Annotated in this window: 18 protein-coding genes and 2 tRNA genes; 12 read left to right on the plus strand and 8 right to left on the minus strand. The window is 30.8% G+C overall.

The features are described from left to right. Positions 1 to 48: 48 nt before the first annotated feature. On the minus strand, positions 49 to 2,850 hold the full coding sequence (gene ileS, locus OWM07_RS10145; RefSeq protein ID WP_423303613.1) for an isoleucine--tRNA ligase: 2,802 nt from the start codon (positions 2,848 to 2,850) through the stop codon (positions 49 to 51). 143 nt (positions 2,851 to 2,993) lie between these two features. On the opposite strand from ileS, the gene OWM07_RS10150 reads away from it, so the two are divergent. The 5 genes from OWM07_RS10150 to OWM07_RS10170 all read left to right on the plus strand — a co-directional run bounded on the left by OWM07_RS10150 (position 2,994) and on the right by OWM07_RS10170 (position 6,690). Beyond that, positions 2,994 to 3,821 (plus strand): DsbA family protein, encoded by an 828-nt coding sequence (locus OWM07_RS10150; protein WP_423303614.1) that lies wholly within the window; start codon positions 2,994 to 2,996, stop codon positions 3,819 to 3,821. 40 nt (positions 3,822 to 3,861) lie between these two features. Further along, positions 3,862 to 3,938, plus strand: a tRNA-Pro gene (locus OWM07_RS10155). Positions 3,939 to 4,020: 82 nt separating this feature from the next. Further along, complete coding sequence (locus OWM07_RS10160; RefSeq protein ID WP_423303615.1) at positions 4,021 to 5,064, plus strand: threonine aldolase family protein; 1,044 nt, start codon at positions 4,021 to 4,023, stop codon at positions 5,062 to 5,064. A 40-nt stretch (positions 5,065 to 5,104) separates the two neighbouring features. After that, positions 5,105 to 5,191, plus strand: a tRNA-Leu gene (locus OWM07_RS10165). A 269-nt stretch (positions 5,192 to 5,460) separates the two neighbouring features. Further along, on the plus strand, positions 5,461 to 6,690 hold the full coding sequence (locus tag OWM07_RS10170) for a tyrosine-type recombinase/integrase (protein ID WP_423303616.1): 1,230 nt from the start codon (positions 5,461 to 5,463) through the stop codon (positions 6,688 to 6,690). A 33-nt stretch (positions 6,691 to 6,723) separates the two neighbouring features. On the opposite strand, the gene OWM07_RS10175 is transcribed toward OWM07_RS10170, so the two are convergent. The 3 genes from OWM07_RS10175 to OWM07_RS10185 all read right to left on the minus strand — a co-directional run bounded on the left by OWM07_RS10175 (position 6,724) and on the right by OWM07_RS10185 (position 9,058). Further along, on the minus strand, positions 6,724 to 6,909 hold the full coding sequence (locus tag OWM07_RS10175; protein ID WP_423303617.1) for a helix-turn-helix transcriptional regulator: 186 nt from the start codon (positions 6,907 to 6,909) through the stop codon (positions 6,724 to 6,726). A gap of 94 nt (positions 6,910 to 7,003) precedes the next feature. Then, a complete protein-coding gene (locus tag OWM07_RS10180) occupies positions 7,004 to 8,674 on the minus strand; it encodes a hypothetical protein (protein ID WP_423303618.1) in 1,671 nt (556 codons plus the stop codon). Positions 8,675 to 8,743: 69 nt separating this feature from the next. Beyond that, a complete protein-coding gene (locus OWM07_RS10185; RefSeq protein ID WP_423303620.1) occupies positions 8,744 to 9,058 on the minus strand; it encodes a hypothetical protein in 315 nt (104 codons plus the stop codon). A 212-nt stretch (positions 9,059 to 9,270) separates the two neighbouring features. Here OWM07_RS10185 and OWM07_RS10190 point away from each other — a divergent pair, with 212 nt between their 5' ends. Beyond that, positions 9,271 to 9,552 (plus strand): hypothetical protein, encoded by a 282-nt coding sequence (locus tag OWM07_RS10190; protein ID WP_423303622.1) that lies wholly within the window; start codon positions 9,271 to 9,273, stop codon positions 9,550 to 9,552. On the opposite strand, the gene OWM07_RS10195 is transcribed toward OWM07_RS10190, so the two are convergent. Both OWM07_RS10195 and OWM07_RS10200 read right to left on the minus strand, forming a co-directional pair. Further along, a complete protein-coding gene (locus OWM07_RS10195) occupies positions 9,549 to 9,974 on the minus strand; it encodes a tyrosine-type recombinase/integrase (RefSeq protein WP_423303623.1) in 426 nt (141 codons plus the stop codon). The two genes, OWM07_RS10190 and OWM07_RS10195, sit on opposite strands and share 4 nt — an antisense overlap. Position 9,975: 1 nt before the next feature. Then, positions 9,976 to 10,986 carry an integrase domain-containing protein gene (locus tag OWM07_RS10200; protein WP_423303624.1) on the minus strand — a complete coding sequence of 337 codons (1,011 nt, stop codon included), beginning with the start codon at positions 10,984 to 10,986 and terminating at the stop codon, positions 9,976 to 9,978. 112 nt (positions 10,987 to 11,098) lie between these two features. Here OWM07_RS10200 and OWM07_RS10205 point away from each other — a divergent pair, with 112 nt between their 5' ends. Further along, entirely contained in the window at positions 11,099 to 11,290 is a 192-nt protein-coding gene (locus OWM07_RS10205) for a HigA family addiction module antitoxin (protein WP_423303625.1), read from the plus strand. 269 nt (positions 11,291 to 11,559) lie between these two features. On the opposite strand, the gene OWM07_RS10210 is transcribed toward OWM07_RS10205, so the two are convergent. Further along, positions 11,560 to 11,718 (minus strand): hypothetical protein, encoded by a 159-nt coding sequence (locus tag OWM07_RS10210; protein ID WP_423303626.1) that lies wholly within the window; start codon positions 11,716 to 11,718, stop codon positions 11,560 to 11,562. A gap of 380 nt (positions 11,719 to 12,098) precedes the next feature. On the opposite strand from OWM07_RS10210, the gene OWM07_RS10215 reads away from it, so the two are divergent. Further along, entirely contained in the window at positions 12,099 to 12,419 is a 321-nt protein-coding gene (locus OWM07_RS10215) for a hypothetical protein (protein WP_423303627.1), read from the plus strand. Positions 12,420 to 12,431: 12 nt separating this feature from the next. Here the strand turns inward: OWM07_RS10215 and OWM07_RS10220 are convergent, their stop codons facing one another. Further along, on the minus strand, positions 12,432 to 13,391 hold the full coding sequence (locus tag OWM07_RS10220) for a ParM/StbA family protein (protein ID WP_423303628.1): 960 nt from the start codon (positions 13,389 to 13,391) through the stop codon (positions 12,432 to 12,434). A gap of 641 nt (positions 13,392 to 14,032) precedes the next feature. On the opposite strand from OWM07_RS10220, the gene OWM07_RS10225 reads away from it, so the two are divergent. From OWM07_RS10225 to OWM07_RS10240, 4 genes are all read left to right on the plus strand, one after another. Continuing rightward, positions 14,033 to 15,634 carry a primase alpha helix C-terminal domain-containing protein gene (locus tag OWM07_RS10225; RefSeq protein WP_423303629.1) on the plus strand — a complete coding sequence of 534 codons (1,602 nt, stop codon included), beginning with the start codon at positions 14,033 to 14,035 and terminating at the stop codon, positions 15,632 to 15,634. A 392-nt stretch (positions 15,635 to 16,026) separates the two neighbouring features. Continuing rightward, positions 16,027 to 16,515, plus strand: a complete 489-nt coding sequence (locus tag OWM07_RS10230; protein WP_423303630.1) for a lytic transglycosylase domain-containing protein — start codon at positions 16,027 to 16,029, stop codon at positions 16,513 to 16,515. 418 nt (positions 16,516 to 16,933) lie between these two features. Continuing rightward, positions 16,934 to 17,083, plus strand: a complete 150-nt coding sequence (locus OWM07_RS10235; RefSeq protein WP_423303631.1) for a transposase — start codon at positions 16,934 to 16,936, stop codon at positions 17,081 to 17,083. A 211-nt stretch (positions 17,084 to 17,294) separates the two neighbouring features. Then, positions 17,295 to 17,657: an integrase core domain-containing protein gene (locus OWM07_RS10240; protein ID WP_423303632.1), complete on the plus strand. Its 363-nt coding sequence runs from the start codon at positions 17,295 to 17,297 to the stop codon at positions 17,655 to 17,657. Positions 17,658 to 17,682 lie beyond the last annotated feature (25 nt).

The following is a 17,682-nucleotide window of genomic DNA, read 5'->3' on the forward strand; positions in this document are numbered from 1 at the left end:
ACCCCCAGAATTGTTTGAAGAAAAAAAATGGGAGCATAATGCTCCCTTTTATATCAATTGATTAGCGCATCTTTCACATATTGTAGGGTGGTTATTTATTTTCCCCACACTATCAGCATGTACCCAGCAACGCTCACACTTTGGCAAACCAGAAGCTTCAACCTTTACTTTAATATCACCCTCTTCAGAGATATAACAATCCCCCATTCCATCAAAATCTTCCAAAACAAATTCAGAAACAATAAATATTTTTTCAATACCTTCATCAACTTCAAGTAGTTTTTCATTTACACCTTTTATTCCAACAGTAACTTTGGCATCTAATGAATGACCAATAATTTTCTCTCTCCTTGCAATTTCACAGGCTTTATTAATTTCACCTTTAAGCTTAGTCAAAAACTCCATCTTTTCAACCAAATCTACATCTTTAATATCTAATACTTCTGGAAATGTGTGAATAAATACAGACTCCTCTTTCCCATCAAAATTAGGTAAAAATTCCCATACCTCATCAGCAGTAAACGAAAGTATAGGATTCATTGCAATAGCCATCTCTTTAGCAAGGGTAAAGATAGCTGATTGAGCAGATCTCCTCTCAAAAGATTCACTCTTATATGCATAAACTCTATCTTTAATAATATCTAAATAAAAGGCAGAAAGATCATTTATACAAAAATTTAAAAATGTATGGTAAAAAATATGAAATTGGTAATTTTCATAAGCTTTATAAATCCTCTTCTTAACCTCTTGCCATCTTATTAAAATATATCTATCCAATTCTTTCATTTGCTCAAATGGAATTAAATCCTTATCTGGATTAAAATCATATAAATTGCCCAATAAATATCTCATAGTATTTCTAATTTTTCTATAAGATTCTACAAGCCTTTTGATAATATCATTAGAAATCCTTACATCTTCTGTATAATCCTCAGCAGCAACCCACAATCTCAATATCTCTGCACCATATTTGTCAATAATCTCATCTGGTGTAATAACATTTCCAAGTGATTTGGACATTTTAAATCCTTTACCATCTACAACAAATCCATGAGTAAGGACTTCTCTATATGGTGCTCTCCCTCTTGTGCCAACACTTTCCAAAAGTGAGCTATGAAACCAGCCTCTATGCTGATCGCTACCTTCTAGATACATATCAGCTGGCCATCCAAGTTCTTTTCTAACTTCACAAACGGCAGCATGACTTACACCAGAATCAAACCATACATCCAATATATCAGTCTCTTTTCTAATATTTTTACTGCCACATTTTGGACAAGATGTATCCCCAATAAAATATTCAACATCCTTTTCAAACCAGATATCAGCTCCATGTTTGTAAAATTCTGATAATACCTTCTCTTGAATTTCCTGATTTATGATTACTTCTCCACACTCTGCGCATAAAAACACTGCTATTGGGACACCCCAGCTCCTTTGCCTTGAAATACACCAGTCAGGCCTATTTTCTATCATAGAATAGATTCTGTTTCTTCCCCATTTAGGTATCCATTTTACATTTTTATCAATCTCTCCCAATGCTTTTTTTCTAAGGTCATTTTTCTCCATAGATATAAACCACTGTGGGGTCGCTCTAAAAACAACAGGGTTTTTACATCTCCAGCAGTGTGGGTATGAATGTTCTACCTTGTCTTGTCTAATAAGTGTTTTGTTTTCATCCATTAGATTGATTATATTCTGATTTGATTTAAAAATATTTTGCCCACCAAAGATCTCAGTGTCTTTCTTAAAATTACCATAATCATCTACAGGATTCAAAATTTCTAACCCATATTTTAGACCGACTTCGTAGTCCTCCTGACCATGTCCAGGAGCAGTATGCACTAAACCAGTACCCTGTTCCAATGTTACATGGTTACCAAGGACAAAAAGTGAATTTCTGTTGTAAAAAGGGTGTTTTGCGTTTTTGTTTTCAATAACCTCAGGATTAAAGGTTTTGATAATATCATACTCTTCAATTTCAAAAATTTTTACCAATCTTGCTACTAACTCTTTTGCTAAAATAAGGATCTCACCCTTTTCAATATTTTTATTATTAGATTTATTTACTTTTAAAAGCACATATTCAAACTCTGGGTTTAATGCTATTCCAAGGTTTGCAGGAATTGTCCATGGTGTTGTAGTCCAAATAACAGCATAGGCATTTTCGCTTTCAATTTCTAAAGCTTTCTTTGCATCATCTTGTAAAGGGAATTTTACAAATATAGATGGTGAAGTATGTTCATGATATTCCACCTCAGCTTCAGCAAGAGCTGTAACACATGATATACACCAGTAAACAGGCTTCAACCCCTTATATGCACTACCATTATTAAAAAACTTATACAACTCTTTCAATGTATTGGCTTCATACTCATAATCCATTGTAATATAAGGGTTATCCCAATCTCCCAAAACACCAAGTCTTTTAAACTCTTCTCTTTGAATATCAATAAATTTTTCAGCATATTCTCTACACAATTTCCTTTTTTCATGCTTTGGAATTAAATCTTTTTTATCCCCAAGCTGCTTATCAACCTGATGTTCAATAGGTAAACCATGACAATCCCAACCAGGGATATAAGGTGTTTGAAATCCAAATCCCGATTTTGTTTTTATAACAAAATCTTTCAAAATTTTATTTAAAGCATGCCCCATGTGCAAATGTCCATTTGCATAAGGAGGGCCATCATGTAAAATATATTTTTTGTTAGGATCCCTTTTTGCTAAGATTTTCTCATAAATATTTAACTCATCCCATTTTTTTAATCTTGCAGGCTCATTTATAGTTAGATTTGCTTTCATAGGAAAATCTGTTTTTGGTAAATTGAGAGTATCTTTATAGTCCATAATTCCCCTACCTTATTTATTTTTTGGAAGTAGATTATTAGCACTAAACTTTTTTTAAATCAAGTTTATAATGAATTTTTTTAGGTTTACATTATCGAAGAAAAAAGATAAATATGAAGCTAAAAAAAGTTCGGAGGAAAAAAATGAAAATTTCTAAATTTATATTAGTTATTATTTTTGCTTTTTACAGTTTAACCTTTGCCGATGTAAAAACGGAGCTTATTGAAAACATCAAATCAAACTTTCAAAAAAGAGGATTAAAAGATGTCAAACTTAATGTAACAGTATTAAAAAAGCTAGATAAACCTAATGGTTATTACTTTCTTAAAGTTAATATTATGGATAAAAAAAATAATAGAGAAGCAACTCAATATATAATATCCGATGGTAAACTTTTAATTCCTGATATTGTTGAACTAAAAACAGGTAAAAGTCTAATTAAAGAATTAACCTTTAATTATGACACTGTTAATATTCCAATTAAAAATTTAACTCTTATTCAAGGAAATAAAAATGCAAAACATATTATAATAAAAATTAGTGATTTTGAGTGCCCTTTCTGCAGAAAAGCATACGAATTCTTGGAACCTAAAATTAAAGATAGAAAAGATATAGCATTTTATATGCTACATTATCCATTACCAATCCATAAAAAAGCTGTTATCTTTGCAAAAGTCTTTGAAGCTGGAATAACAATGGGTTATAATTTTACAAGTGAATTGTATAGTGGAAAATATGATAAAAAATCTGAAAATGAAATTATTGATGAGTTTGCAAAAAAAACAAACGACCCAGCAAAATTTAAGCAATTAGTTAACTCAAAAGAGATAATTGATAAAATTGAATATCATAAAAAATTAGCAGAAAAATACGGCTTTAGAGCTACTCCAGTGCTAATATTTGATGGAAAAAAAGTTGAAGGATTTGATCCAAAAATGATTGAAAAAGGATTAAAATCTTTTAAAAATTAGTTGACATTTAATAAGATTTATAATATACAATCCAACCGTTCGGGGCGTAGCGCAGTTTGGTAGCGCATCGGTCTTGGGAACCGAGGGTCGGAGGTTCAAGTCCTCTCGCCCCGACCATTAATAAAATCATAACTCTTAATTTTACCCAATTTCTCTAATTATTCTCTCAAATGATTATAACCTAAAATGGGGATGTATTATGAATAGATATAGTTTCAAAAATGATTATAGTGAAGGTGCTCATCCTAATATTATCAAAGCATTATCTGAAACCAATTTTCTACAAACTGAAGGTTACTTTCAAGATATTTTTTGTAAAGAAGCTGCAGAAATGATCAAAAGATGTTTACAAAATGATAATGTAGATATCCATTTTGTAACAGGTGGGACTCAGGCAAATCTTATAATGCTTTCATCAATATTAAGACCTTATGAAGCTTTAATATCAGCTGATACAGGGCATATAAATGTTCATGAAGCAGGTGCTATTGAAAATTGTGGGCATAAAATTATAGCGATAAGTTCTTCTGTTGGCAAACTTTATCCAAAACAGATTATAGAAGTTTTAAATAAACATACAGATGAACATATGGTAAAACCCAAAGCTGTTTATATATCAAATTCAACCGAAACAGGAACAGTTTATAAATTAAAAGAGCTTCAAAGTATCTCTGATATATGTAAAAAAAATAATCTTTATCTGGTTTTAGATGGCGCAAGGATAGCATCAGCTATTATTTCCCAATACAGTGATTTGACACTACATGATTTGACAAAATATTGTGATATTTTCACAATTGGAGGCACTAAAAATGGTGCTTTAATGGGTGAGGCAATTGTTATCTGTAATGAAAATTTTAAAGAAGATTTTAGATATAACATAAAACAAAAAGGTGGCTTGATTGCAAAAGGGAGAGTTTTAGGTATTCAATTTTTAGAATTATTTAAAAATAACCTTTATTTTGATTTAGCAAAACATGCAAATGATATGGCTTTTCTATTAGCAGAAGAGCTAAAAAAATTAGGAATAGAATTTTTGTATCCAGTAGAAAGTAATCAAATTTTCCCTATTCTCGATAACAATCTGATAAACTATTTATTAGAAAATTTCGAATTCTATATATGGAAACAACTCGATAATAATAAAAGCGCAGTAAGAATAGTTACCTCATGGGCTACTGATGAAAAAGCTGTTAAAAAATTTATAGATGAGATAAAATCTTTCTTGACAAAAACAATCTAAATGATTATAACTTGCAGGCACAGCTGAGGAAATCTTAGCTGCCCGGGTGGTGGAACTTGGTAGACACACAGGACTTAAAATCCTGTGGGCCTTTCAGCCCGTGCCGGTTCGAGTCCGGCCCCGGGCATTTATATTAAGTCTGTCAAAATTTCATATAATACGAAAAATCCTAAAAACAAGCAGTTTTCAAACAGTTGATTGTCCAGGTTTGTCTAGTGAAATCCAGCTAAAATCTGGAAAAAAATGGGTAATAAATTGGGTAACGTTTCTAAATTACCCAAACGCTACCTATAAAATTGCAGAACTATTTAATACCATATACCAAACAAAGCTAAAAATCATATTGACCGACTCCTTTCATCTAATTGCGACAAAAAAAGATGAAAGGAGGACATTATGAAAAGAATTACTGATGCAACATTGAGAGCAGCAAAACCAAAAAAGAAAATTTATCGTATTAATGTAGGTGAAAAATTATTCTTGGAAGTTCGACCTACAGGTAATAAGTTCTGGAGATTTCGTTATAGGGATCAAAATGGTAAAGATACTTATAAGTCGCTGGGAGAATATCCTTATGTTAGTTTATCTAAGGCAAGGCAAGAAGCAGAAAAATTGAATGAAAGATTAAAAAGAGGGTTACCTCTTGAAGAAGAAAAACGCACTTTTGATGATTTATTTAATGAATGGGTGGAATTGAATAGAGACAGTTTTGTTCCATCAACTTTGGAAACGAAATTATCTATTTACAACAGGGATATTAAACCATATTTAGGCAATATGGACATTAAAGATATAACATCAAAAAGAATAATTGATTGTCTTAAAAAAATTGCAGCTAGAGATACTTTAGTAACAATGAAAAAAGCAAAAACAATTATTCATTATGTATATGAACTAGCGATTTCTAAAGATATTGTAACTTCTGATCTTACAACTACAATTAACTCTTCATTACCAAAATATAAAGAAAAAAACTATCCTGCTATAACAGAACCTGCAAAATTGAAAAAACTTATAATTGATATTGATAATTATCGTGGACATTACATAACAAAACTTGCTTTAAAGTTTCTAATGATTACTTTCGTGCGTCCTGGAATGGTTCGTTCATTGGAATGGTGTGATATTGATTTTGAAAACAAACTTTGGTTTGTGCCAGCTGATAAAATGAAAATAAAAAGAGATCATATTGTACCACTATCAGATCAAGCAGTATCAATATTAAAAAAAGCTCAAAAGATAACTGGTGATAGTAATTATGTGTTTCCTTCTCCAATAGATTTTGACAAAATGTTAAGTAATAATACGTTAAATCAATCTCTGAGAAGAATGGGATATACGAAAAAAGAACATGTAAGCCATTCGTTTAGGCAGACAGCATCTACACTGTTGAATGAAATGGGTTGGCCTCCTTATGTAATTGAAAAACAATTGGCACATGAGGATAAAAATAAAGTTCGCAGAGCATATAACAAAGCAGAGTATTTAGAAATAAGGAAAGAAATGATGCAGTTTTGGGCAGATTATTTGGATGAATTAAAAAAAGCTGAAAAACCTTTTTTAAAAAGAATAATAAACTCGGATAGTTTCATCGAAAACTTTAAAACAGAATACGTATCCGCTTGATGCGGATACGTACATAATAATTGAATCAAAATGTTAAATTGCTACATAAGTGGCATCTTCAATAAGCTTTTGAATATCACTCAGTTTCCAGAAACTTGATCTTCCTAATTTAATTGGTTTTGGAAATATGCCTTTCTTAATACCTTCATACCAAGTAGACCTGCCAACAGGAATGATTTCCAAAACTTCCTTCAATCTTAGAAGCCTTTCTTGTACCATAGTAACCCCTCCTTAAAAGTTATTACCCCCATTCGAGGGCAATAATAAAAACAGGGGTGGTCAATATGATTTTTAGCTACGTTTAGTAAAAAATTTATTTTTTAATTATGAACACTGGCTTATATTTTCCTATATGCTTAATAAACTCTTCAATTATGTAAGGATCTGAATATCCTAAATGTGATGGAAGAAATATTTCACTGCCCCCATGATCACTAAAATTTTCTGTGATATTAAGCCCTGTATTCTTAGCAAAGGCATTTACTACACTTTCTCCATTCTTCGTTTTTAAAAATACATTTTTTATTTCGTTATCAAAATTACGAGCAACTTGAAAATCCGTAAACAATCCCAAGATAAGATAATCATAAACTTTTATATCCTTCGTATATCTGTTTTTATACAGCATATGTAAATTCATTTTAATTTCTGCTTCAGACAAGTTATCATTGAAAGGGCAACTTAAAAGAGATATCTTATAAAATAACTTGTCATCATATCTTGGTAATTTTGTTAAAAAAACACCCACAATATATCCAAATTTACCATCTCCAGATAAAAATAGCCTATTATGAAGATGAGACTTTGCTATTTCTTCATTTAATTTGTTAATACCCATATAACTATTCATTTCTTCTATATAAATCTTTTTCCCCTCTTTATTATTTTCCCTTTCTTTATACTGTAGCGACAAATACCTATATCTTGAACAGCCCCGGTAAGCAGAGCTTAAATAAAGTTCATCATATAAAGGTTTAAATGGATCTTTTAAGTTTAACTTAGCAGGTATTGACACTCTACTTTTTAAAGTATTAAAAACATCTTCTGATATATCTTCGGTTTCAACCTTTAAGTTTTCTATTTTTTTCTGAATAGTCTTTATCAAGTTTATATTCTTTAAGCCTATACTGTTTATTGTAAAAGAGGGTGACCACCCTATAACCTCATTAAAAAGTTTCAAAGGCCAATTCTGGACATTTCTTTGGCTATATTTTGTCCTGTCAGGAAAGTAATCATAATTGGGAATAAATAATCCAGAAATTCGATTTTCACCGTATCTACTAATTTTCAGTTTGCCAGGGTTATTAGTAATTACAAAAGGAAAACCTATTCTATAGTGAAAATACCTGTCTATTATAAGAAGCAGTGTGTAAGCTGTTGCCTCTGGATGCATCAATATGTAATTCTTTTTTATCTGTGGATTTTTATCTAATTTAACCAAATAGATTACTAAACTTTCAGGGTCTTCTTTACTGGAAACCCCTAACGAAAAATCATAGTATTTTTCAACAGATTTATCGTTATGCCTAATAATAAATAGTTCATTTTCATTTATGTTTAGGGCAGATATTACCGATTTGATCGAAGCAATTTTATCATGGTTTTGTATCCTTTTTAGATAATTATCCCAACTTTCCTTTTTATAATTTTTGCAAAATTGACAATAATCCCATTCGTTAAATATATTCCTTTTTAGAAAATGATATACCTCTTCACCTATTTTATAAGAAAGCATATTTTTGTTGCGGTAGTTATCGATACCTAAAAATCTCATAACTGAGGTCCGTGATTCAGCAACAGGCAATTTTAACTCATTACAGGCAAGTTGATGTTTTAATTCATCAACTATTTCATTAACTATGCTGTTTAATTCTTTTTCACTATATTCTGTTTTTGTAATCGGATACTTTTTTAAAAAATATCTTATATGCTGGTTTTTAGAATTACATTGACAATTTTTAACTTTCTTTTTAACAATATCCATATCTCGCTCCTTAAATAATTTTAGGGAGTTTGCGGGCTATGTAGCTGCCACTACATAGCCCATCCCCAATTAATCTTCACCGTATACAGGCATTTTTTCAGATAGGTACTGTAGCAAAAAGATTCCTAATTCCCTTTTCCCATTATCAAATGCATCTAATATGAGATCTCCCATTTTTTGTTTAGTAAATGGTGGAGTTAAAAAACTAACGCTCAGTTTGTCATCAGTTAATAGTAGAACAAAAAGATCACCTTCCAGCTTTTCAATGTGCAGATACCCCTGTCCACCTGCAGACGCATCAGCTAATATTTCCTCAGGTTCAACAAAAATAGCGCCTATGAAAGAATAGTTTTTCAATTCAAGTTCTTGCGTTTGATTACTCATATTACAACCTCCTTATTTTATATTATGTCTCTCTATTGAGACATTTTATACATCCATGCTGCCGCGCATTACACTTTTATATATTCCCTATATATAGGGAATATATAAATATTGCTCATTTTATTCATTTTGTCAAGATCAAAATTAAAAATTACTTGCTTTTTGTTTATTATTTAACTTATTGTAGTGTTTATATTAAGTTGAGGGTTTATATGGCGAGGAAGAAGGATCAACAATTCGAAAAGCATTTTAAATTAAAAAAAAATAAGATTGTAGTTAGATTAAAAAAAGAATATATAGATGAAATCAAAGATAAAGTAACTGTTTATCGTTTGCAAAACTTATTCGGTAAAGATCTTGCTTTTCGTATAATTAAGGGTGAGGAAACTAATATTACTATGAAAACATTTTATAGATTATGTGAATTAATGGGGTGGTCGTTTCCAGATTATTTTGAAATTGATATAATAGATAGCAATACTAAATGTGATTAATTAATTTCATCAGGTGATGGTACTTTCCCGTTGTTCAGTTTTCGCCACTTTTTTATGTTTTTATATTCTTCTTCAGTAACTGTTATATTCTTTTTTCCTTCAACTGTTGCTATAAAAGCAGGTACATTATATTCCGTTAAATCGGTTCCGTGCTTTCGATTGAATAACCTGATAAATTTCTTAACAGCATATAGACATTCCTTTCCAGAACTTTTTTTTATTTCACCTTTTCTTACACGTTTTAAAATATGGTGATAAAAGCTATTCAACATATTTTGATTCAATTTAGTAATGTCATTAAGTTTAAATTTTTCTTCCAGATAAGGGAAGAAATGTTTTTTCAAAATCCGTTTGTTTTGTTTAACAGTACTATTACTGCCAGTAATACTATATTGTCTGATAAATTGTTCAAACAAACCCATCTTACTTCCCCAAATAGTAATTAGTGACATCAATACGGTGATGGCCAAGCTCTTCTGAAATTGTCAACCTTGCTTCAATATCTATTTCCTTTGCTTCTTCCAATGATATTCCATAATAATCAGCCATGACATTCAAATAAGAGCCATTTATAAATCCTGATTTTACAGGTGCATCAAATCCAGTTAATTCTTGGTATCTTGTTTGAGCATAATAATGCCTTTCCCCATGAAAATGATAATTGGTTCCGTTTTGTTCATTGAAACTTTTTACTACACCATAAGCAAAATTCTGCCATTGTTGAAATTTCATATCATCTGGTATTAATGAACGATTGAAGTCGAACTCATTCTTAAAATCTCTTGCATAATTTAAAAGATCATAACCTTTATCATTAAGAATGGGAACCTTCCTTGGATTTCCACCTTTTGTGCCTTTGACAACATCAAGCATATTATCTTTTTTATGGATACCTTTTAAATCATGTAACGCAGATTCTTTAAACCTCAAGCCAAAGGTTCTTTCCATTTCTACTTGAATCCTTAAGACCTCAAATTTTATATCACCAGTGGAAAAATATTGTTTTGTTAAATAATCAGTAAGTTGATTATGAGTTTGTTCACTTACACTTCTATCAATATTGTAGTATCTTGAACCTCGATTTAACCCTTGAGCTTTTGCTGATAGTTTTAAATCATCTCTTCCGTAATGGTCAAACACTCGATTAAGGCTTGATATAATATTGGAAGCATGGCCTAATACAATTTCACCATCACCCACTTCACCTCTAAGATGTTCTGCAAAATCTTTCATATGTTCGTTTGATAACCTGGTAAGATTTTTAATTTCTAAAACCTCTTTAGCATAATTAGCCAGTTTCATTATTGCATAGGCTGTTTTTTTAATAGTCCCCTCATTACCTGATCTTACAACTTCCATTGCAAGCCTAAATGCTGCTTGCTTTCTACTTAAATCCTTTTCCCCTACAAAGTTTCTCTTTACTTTAACCTTCATACTTCACCTCCATATTTATACCTTTCACTTCTCAAAAATATTAACTGATGGGGTCAATATAATTTTTAGGTGTTTCTTGAATTTCTATATTAAGTGCTACATAATATGCGTGATGCATATGAATCTTATGTTAGAAAGGATGCCTACACATCCAGGGGAAATATTTAGAGAAGAGTTTATGATTTCTTATGGAATAAATCAGGTTAAACTTTCTAAAGATTTAGGTGTGACATATAGAACGATTGATGAGATTGTAAATGAAAAAAGATCAATAAGCCCAGAAATTGGTATTAAAGTTGGCTAAGTATTTTGGGACGACCCTTGAGTTTTGGTTGAGTTTGCAAATGAAATATGATTTATACAAAGCCAGCAAGAAGGCTAATATAGATCAGATCACACCTCTGGTATATGGTAAATAAAAACGCAGGGTTATCACCCTGACAAGATGAAATATTTCTAGTATTTTTTACAATTGCTTGCCTGAGCCGATAAATACAATTTTAGCGAAGTCCTACGAGTTTTAAGGCACCCGTACAGCCCACAGGCAATCTATGTAAACCGGCAAAAGCCGGATTATAAGGGGGTAATTTCCGATGATGGAAAAACAGTGAGTGTCGGCACCCTCACTGTTTTAAAGACGACAAGACCTGTAAAAACAAGCTTGCAGCCAGTTTTTCCATCATCTGTCCAATTTTCTGTTTTTTCTGTACAATCAATATTAATGATTATCAATGAATTAACTCCCCATAACCACATCATTCACATTGGAAATGTGAACGATGTGGTTATGCCTCCAATATCTCCGTAATAAAAAAATAATAAGATGATTTCCATTCATGAGTATAGATAAGTTGAAGATAAATCAGTTAATTTGCATTTTTTCCGTAAAAGCGGTAAGAAGTTACTGATAACATGAAGATATTATTAAAAAGCACAAGCGCTTTTTTAATAATATTTATGTACAACAATTCATTGATTGTAGAAAACTATTCTATATCTATTTATTATCAATATATTATCTATTTATTATCGACTATAGCTTATTTTTATATTGACTTGTGTGGTTAAAATAATTGTAATAGGCAGGTTGATAGTTTGTTATAGAGGAGAGTATGAAAAAGAAATATACTTTAACTTTTGACAGTGAATATTATGGAAAGGTTATTAACTTTTTAGAGAATGTGCCCCAACCGTTTAGGGGGATTGTCATAGCTGATATCCTAGCTGAACATATTGAATTAATGAAAAAAGGGGTAGTGAAATCGCCACATAAAAAATATTTGAAAGATATAAAAGAGGATAAAACAGATGATGATTTAATATCAGATAAAAACCCTAAAAATAATAATGATTCTTTACAATCTGGTGAAAAAACAGAAAAAGAAGAAAACAATCTTTCTTATGATGATATGATGAGTGAATTTAATGAATAAAGAGGGCAGTGTTTACTGCCCTTTACTATTTATTTGATTTTGCATGATGTAGAAAAATCCTCTAGCATTACTAAATTCTGAATAAGCAGGGATATAAGTGATATTCGAATATCTTTCTGGTAGATAATCTTTTAAATGATAAGCTCCACCACCAGCAACAATGATGATATCAGATTTCTTTATTTTATCATCGTACATTCCTATTAAATTTTGAATCACAGTATCAGTATACCATTTTTTAAGCTTTGAGATATCTTCCTTTAATTGGATTTTTTTACCATATAAGTTTATACTTTCATTTTCCAGTGCTGAAACAGCTTCATGTTCTGTTAATTCTAAATCATACTTTGATTGTATTTCCTGCTGTAATTTTACAATCAGCATATTCATCCCTTTTTTAACTAAACCTCTAGAATCAGCTTTTTTAACCTTACCGTTTTGAATAACAATAAATTCGATTGTATTGTAGCCTATATCAACCACAATCCCATTTTTAACATTACTTTGATTTGTAGAAAGATAATCAAATAAACATCCAACACCTTGAACTAACATTTTCACATCAATTGATATTTCAATATCATTGACTGTAAAATTCTTTAATCTGTTTGAAATTTCATTGATCTTATCATTGATGTAATATGAAAGAGGTAAACCCAGTGCAAATACCGCATTTGAATAATCAATATTATATTTCTCAATAATATAATAGAGTATCAACGGAGAATATTTGTATAGAAACTCATAACTTGTAGTGACAATTGCGTCAGCTTTTGCAGCTTCTCCGACAATATAAAGCTGACCTTCAAAATGAAAATGCTTGTCTTCTTTGTAAAAGTTATTATTGAAATGATTAGATGATGGAATTGGTGCTATTGCGGTAGGGAATTTTTCTTGCCGCAAACTACTTCCTTCATTAAAAACAACCTTCGTACTGCCAAATCCTACATCAATTGAAATAATCTTCCTCATACTTCCCTCCTTAACAAATCAACCTATAACTTCTTACGTTATATATAAATGAGGCAGTCAACCTTATTTTTATGTAAACACTTAAATTTTATGTTATAAATTTTATCCGCTCTTCTAACATATAGATAATTCTATTTTTGTATTAATGTGGCAGGAAATCATTTTAGAAAAAACATGTTTTTTATGTAAGATTTTATTACTTTGGTACGTTACTACTACTATATTCTGTAGAATGTTCAAAATTAATATAATAGGGGTTGTGATGATAAAGCAGCAAAAAAGATTTTAGAAAATTTTATAAAGAATGGGGTGTTGATGATTAAAAATAGTAGAGATATGTAGAATTGCAACTTAACAAAACACTGTATGCGTTTTTCTACATTTATAAGAATTGATATTGATAATTCCAAAATTATGTATAATTACAACCGAATTCAAATTATAGCATTTTACCATGCCATAGCTAAAAGATAAAATACGTAAATTAAGAAAATTTAATTTTTTTCACTAATTTGTAAAAAACCTAAAATTTATTATTTCAAAAATAACAAATAGTTACGGCTGATTCTTAATAAAATCAAATTTCCCTTCCCACAACACACCTAAAAATCACCTTGACTCCCTCAGTTCTTCTTATTGCTATGAGAAGAAGAGGGGAGAAACAGAAAACAAATTTAGAGGTTATTAAAGAATGCCTGGCCACAGAAGGTACACGTTGTAATCTATCCACAGGCCGTAGATTTCTAAATCGTTTCTATGCACCTGATAAATGTTTTAGATTAAAAACAGAAAAAGATTCCAGGTATTTTAGATTAGCTGAATATCTTAAAAAAGAAAAACGATCCATAGTCTTTCATCCGTTTATCCTTTTTAACCATGAAGTTTATAAAATGATAGTAATCGATATTGATGATATCAACTACAGAGAATTCTTTAGATACGATCTACCTGGCGCTTACATTTCAGAAGGTTTGCCTGTACCTAACGTGATTGTTACCACAACAAGAGGATTGCAATTATTCTTCTTTATAGACGGTTATATAGCTACAAAGAATAAAAAAGCTTATAAATACTTTCAAAATATCCAAAGAAAACTAATACAGCTTTTTAAAAGCGATCCTAATATGAACCATCGTGGTACATGTAGAAACCCTTTCTTTAACCATAGAAGAAGAAAAAGACACATACACACCGAACAGGAAGGTTATATTTTAAGAAAAGAATACTATAAACTGGATGAACTTTCCGCAATCATAGAAAGCCATTTCTTTGAAGAAACACAAGAACTGGCAAAAAATCCGCCACTTGCAAAGCTTGCTAACGGCTATGTGGACTTCAAAGTGGAAGAGTGGTATGAAGGCAATAGAAATAATTACATGTTTAAACACCTTTGTGCTTATAGAACATTAAACAACATCAACGACGAATATACGCTACTTGAATACGCTAAAATGGTAAATTACGCCCACAGCGATATCACACCACCTTTGCCTGAAAAGGAACTTGAAAGCATCGTTAAAAGTATTATAAGACACGATAGAAAAGCACACATAATCCCTAATTATAAACCAACACTTGCTGGTATTACAGGATTGTATGCGTTATACGATGGACATTTCTTTATATGGACAAAAAGAAGACAATTGGGCGCTCATATTGCATCACAAATTAAAAGGCTTGAAACATTAAAACAAATCGTAAATGTTCTTGAAGAAAAAGGGTTAAAATTCTTTAAAGATTTAAATAAAACAAAACTGGCTGAATATATCGGCAAGACAAGACAAACAATCTACAACTACAAAGAACTTATCAATTACTATGTCCATTTAAGAAAACGCAAACACCTATCTAAAGAAGATGCTTTACTGTTAACAACGGATAAGATAATCGCAAGACTGAAAACAAGAATTAAAAGAATTTTTATGTACGGGAAACGCAAAAGCGGTTTAAAGAAAATAGTGGATAATAAAAGGGTAACAAGTATAGAATATGCAAAATATAATGATGCTGTAAGAAGTTTAAGAAGAAGAATGTTTCTAATTATCGAAAAACTGTTCAAAGAAGTTTATCTTAAAGTGGATACCGCAAGTTTGCGAAAAAACCTTTTTGATAGGTTCGATGAAGCAGTAGAATTTATAAGAAGTAAATCTTTAGATATTATCAATGAAATCAAATTAATGGACTTATCGTTTATTAACCCCTTTGCCAAATACAAAGTCCAACCCAATAAGGTAGCAACATAGGTAATCAAATAATTCAACCAAACAACCTATAAAAAGATAACAAATACCACCATATCTAATTTCCATAAAAAATAGCATTTTTTATAAAAATAAAACGCTGTTTTTTTGTGATGGCTTTCAAAAGTCGTAGCTTTTATGTATAAATTAGCAGGTAACACTTAAATATTAGCCCTTCTTTAATTCCTACTGTCAATTTAGCTTTATACAGGTATTTTCATTATTTCGCATCTTTCATTTTTTAAAAGACACCATCGAACTCCTGTTCCCCGCTCGAAACCTGCTAATACAATCTAACGTAATCATCCAAACAGTATACGGTAAAGACGAGTAAACCTCGTATTGACTCGTGTTGTTATATATAGCGTGTAAAAGTTTATATGAGGGATGTGAATATGAATAGTTTAAAGCGTCTTATAATGCTATTTATCCTGATATCGTTATTGTTGGTAAGTGAAAACGTATTGGCTAAAAGTTATAAAGATTACACCGTTAGTAGATGTACAGATTGCTATGATACATGTTTTCTAGAAGCTGGATCAAAGTTTAATATACCACCTGTAATACTTAAAGCTATCGCTGAAACGGAAAGTAACATGAACCCTTATGCTGTTAATACGAACAGAGACGGAAGTAAAGATTACGGATTAATGCAAATTAATACGTTCTGGCGTAAGTATCTACCAAAAAACGTATGGAAGAACATCTTTGATCCGTGTGTTAATATCCATGTAGGTGCTTATGTGTTATCAAAATGCGTTAAAGACTACGGTTTAACATGGCAAGCTATCGACTGCTACAATAAAGGTAAATCAAGAGCTGAAAGGGACAGTAGATACGTTCGTAATGTCTATAAACGATTAAAGAAATATATTAAACGCTAGATGATATCTATAATGCCTTCCTGTTATAACTTTTACGCCTATAAGCTTTAACGCTACCTAAAACAATAAATGCCCCATCGGAATAATGCAGTACATGCCCATGGTAGATGATGGGTAATTAATGCCAATATTGGATGCTTAAATGCCCAAGGGAAAAGTGAGTTTTTTATACCTTTTTAAAACTTATGTATGGTTCTCAACAGTTGCATTATTTGCAATAGTTGTAACATTTATAATTTTATTTGCAATAGTATATAATTTGAAACCATCTACAAGTGTAATAACAGGTGAATTCTCCATGTAAATTGATATATATAACCTTAAATGATAGTTGACAGTTGTATCTATTTTACCATTTGGACATGTTACAATAAAGTAGATAAAGAGTTCTAGTATAAAATTAAAGGTAGGTTTAAGAATGGTTAAAAGAAGAGTTTATAGCAAAGAATTAAAGTTGGAAGCGGTAGCACTTTCAGAAAAGAGTGAAAAGAGTGTGAAAGAAGTAGCCTCAGATCTTGGTATTTCTTATCAAGTTTTGTGTAAGTGGAGATCAATTTATAAAACTTAAGGTAAAGATAGTTTTTCCAGGTAGAGGTAATGTAAAGGCTTCAGAAAAAGAACTTTGAGACTACCCTTAAAAATTGTGTATAGCATAAACATTATCCTCACTCAAGTTAAATTTTAGTAAAAACATCTGTTTCAATTCATAAGATTTTGCTTTTAACACAGGTATCGGCTTTGTTAACCAGCTATCGTGTAAGTTGATTAACTGAACTATATTGTCAGCATTTCGTTTTGCAATTAAGCACACAGGTAATGTTCCATTGATATTTCATTCTGACAAGGGTAGCCAGTATAGCAGTGTAGGATTTAGAGAAGAATTAAAAAAGTTTAATGTTACTCAAAGTATGACATCAGATGGGCATTGTTATGATAATGCTTATGCAGAAAGTTTTTTTAAAACCCTGAAAACAGAATTGATACAATTTCTAAAAGGGATGGATTGGGAAGAGGTGAGAAATTCTATTTTTGAGTATATTGAATGTTACTATAACAGGAAAAGATTACATTCAGGAATTGGTTATAAGACTCCAAATGAAGTATATGAAAAATTTTATAGGTTAAATGAAAAAATTGCTTAACTTAGTGTCTACAAAAAGGTTGCAA

It is taken from the genome of Deferribacter thermophilus (genome assembly GCF_049472675.1).
GTDB lineage: Bacteria > Chrysiogenota > Deferribacteres > Deferribacterales > Deferribacteraceae > Deferribacter > Deferribacter thermophilus.

What these genes read in the sequence shown, in the direction of transcription:
- ileS (WP_423303613.1), bottom strand. Translation starts at nt 2,850, where the DNA reads ATGGACTATAAAGATACTCTCAATTTACCAAAAACAGATTTTCCTATG.
- OWM07_RS10150 (WP_423303614.1), top strand. Translation starts at nt 2,994, where the DNA reads ATGAAAATTTCTAAATTTATATTAGTTATTATTTTTGCTTTTTACAGT.
- OWM07_RS10160 (WP_423303615.1), top strand. Translation starts at nt 4,021, where the DNA reads ATGAATAGATATAGTTTCAAAAATGATTATAGTGAAGGTGCTCATCCT.
- OWM07_RS10170 (WP_423303616.1), top strand. Translation starts at nt 5,461, where the DNA reads ATGAAAAGAATTACTGATGCAACATTGAGAGCAGCAAAACCAAAAAAG.
- OWM07_RS10175 (WP_423303617.1), bottom strand. Translation starts at nt 6,909, where the DNA reads ATGGTACAAGAAAGGCTTCTAAGATTGAAGGAAGTTTTGGAAATCATT.
- OWM07_RS10180 (WP_423303618.1), bottom strand. Translation starts at nt 8,674, where the DNA reads ATGGATATTGTTAAAAAGAAAGTTAAAAATTGTCAATGTAATTCTAAA.
- OWM07_RS10185 (WP_423303620.1), bottom strand. Translation starts at nt 9,058, where the DNA reads ATGAGTAATCAAACGCAAGAACTTGAATTGAAAAACTATTCTTTCATA.
- OWM07_RS10190 (WP_423303622.1), top strand. Translation starts at nt 9,271, where the DNA reads ATGGCGAGGAAGAAGGATCAACAATTCGAAAAGCATTTTAAATTAAAA.
- OWM07_RS10195 (WP_423303623.1), bottom strand. Translation starts at nt 9,974, where the DNA reads ATGGGTTTGTTTGAACAATTTATCAGACAATATAGTATTACTGGCAGT.
- OWM07_RS10200 (WP_423303624.1), bottom strand. Translation starts at nt 10,986, where the DNA reads ATGAAGGTTAAAGTAAAGAGAAACTTTGTAGGGGAAAAGGATTTAAGT.
- OWM07_RS10205 (WP_423303625.1), top strand. Translation starts at nt 11,099, where the DNA reads ATGCATATGAATCTTATGTTAGAAAGGATGCCTACACATCCAGGGGAA.
- OWM07_RS10215 (WP_423303627.1), top strand. Translation starts at nt 12,099, where the DNA reads ATGAAAAAGAAATATACTTTAACTTTTGACAGTGAATATTATGGAAAG.
- OWM07_RS10220 (WP_423303628.1), bottom strand. Translation starts at nt 13,391, where the DNA reads ATGAGGAAGATTATTTCAATTGATGTAGGATTTGGCAGTACGAAGGTT.
- OWM07_RS10225 (WP_423303629.1), top strand. Translation starts at nt 14,033, where the DNA reads ATGAGAAGAAGAGGGGAGAAACAGAAAACAAATTTAGAGGTTATTAAA.
- OWM07_RS10230 (WP_423303630.1), top strand. Translation starts at nt 16,027, where the DNA reads ATGAATAGTTTAAAGCGTCTTATAATGCTATTTATCCTGATATCGTTA.
- OWM07_RS10235 (WP_423303631.1), top strand. Translation starts at nt 16,934, where the DNA reads ATGGTTAAAAGAAGAGTTTATAGCAAAGAATTAAAGTTGGAAGCGGTA.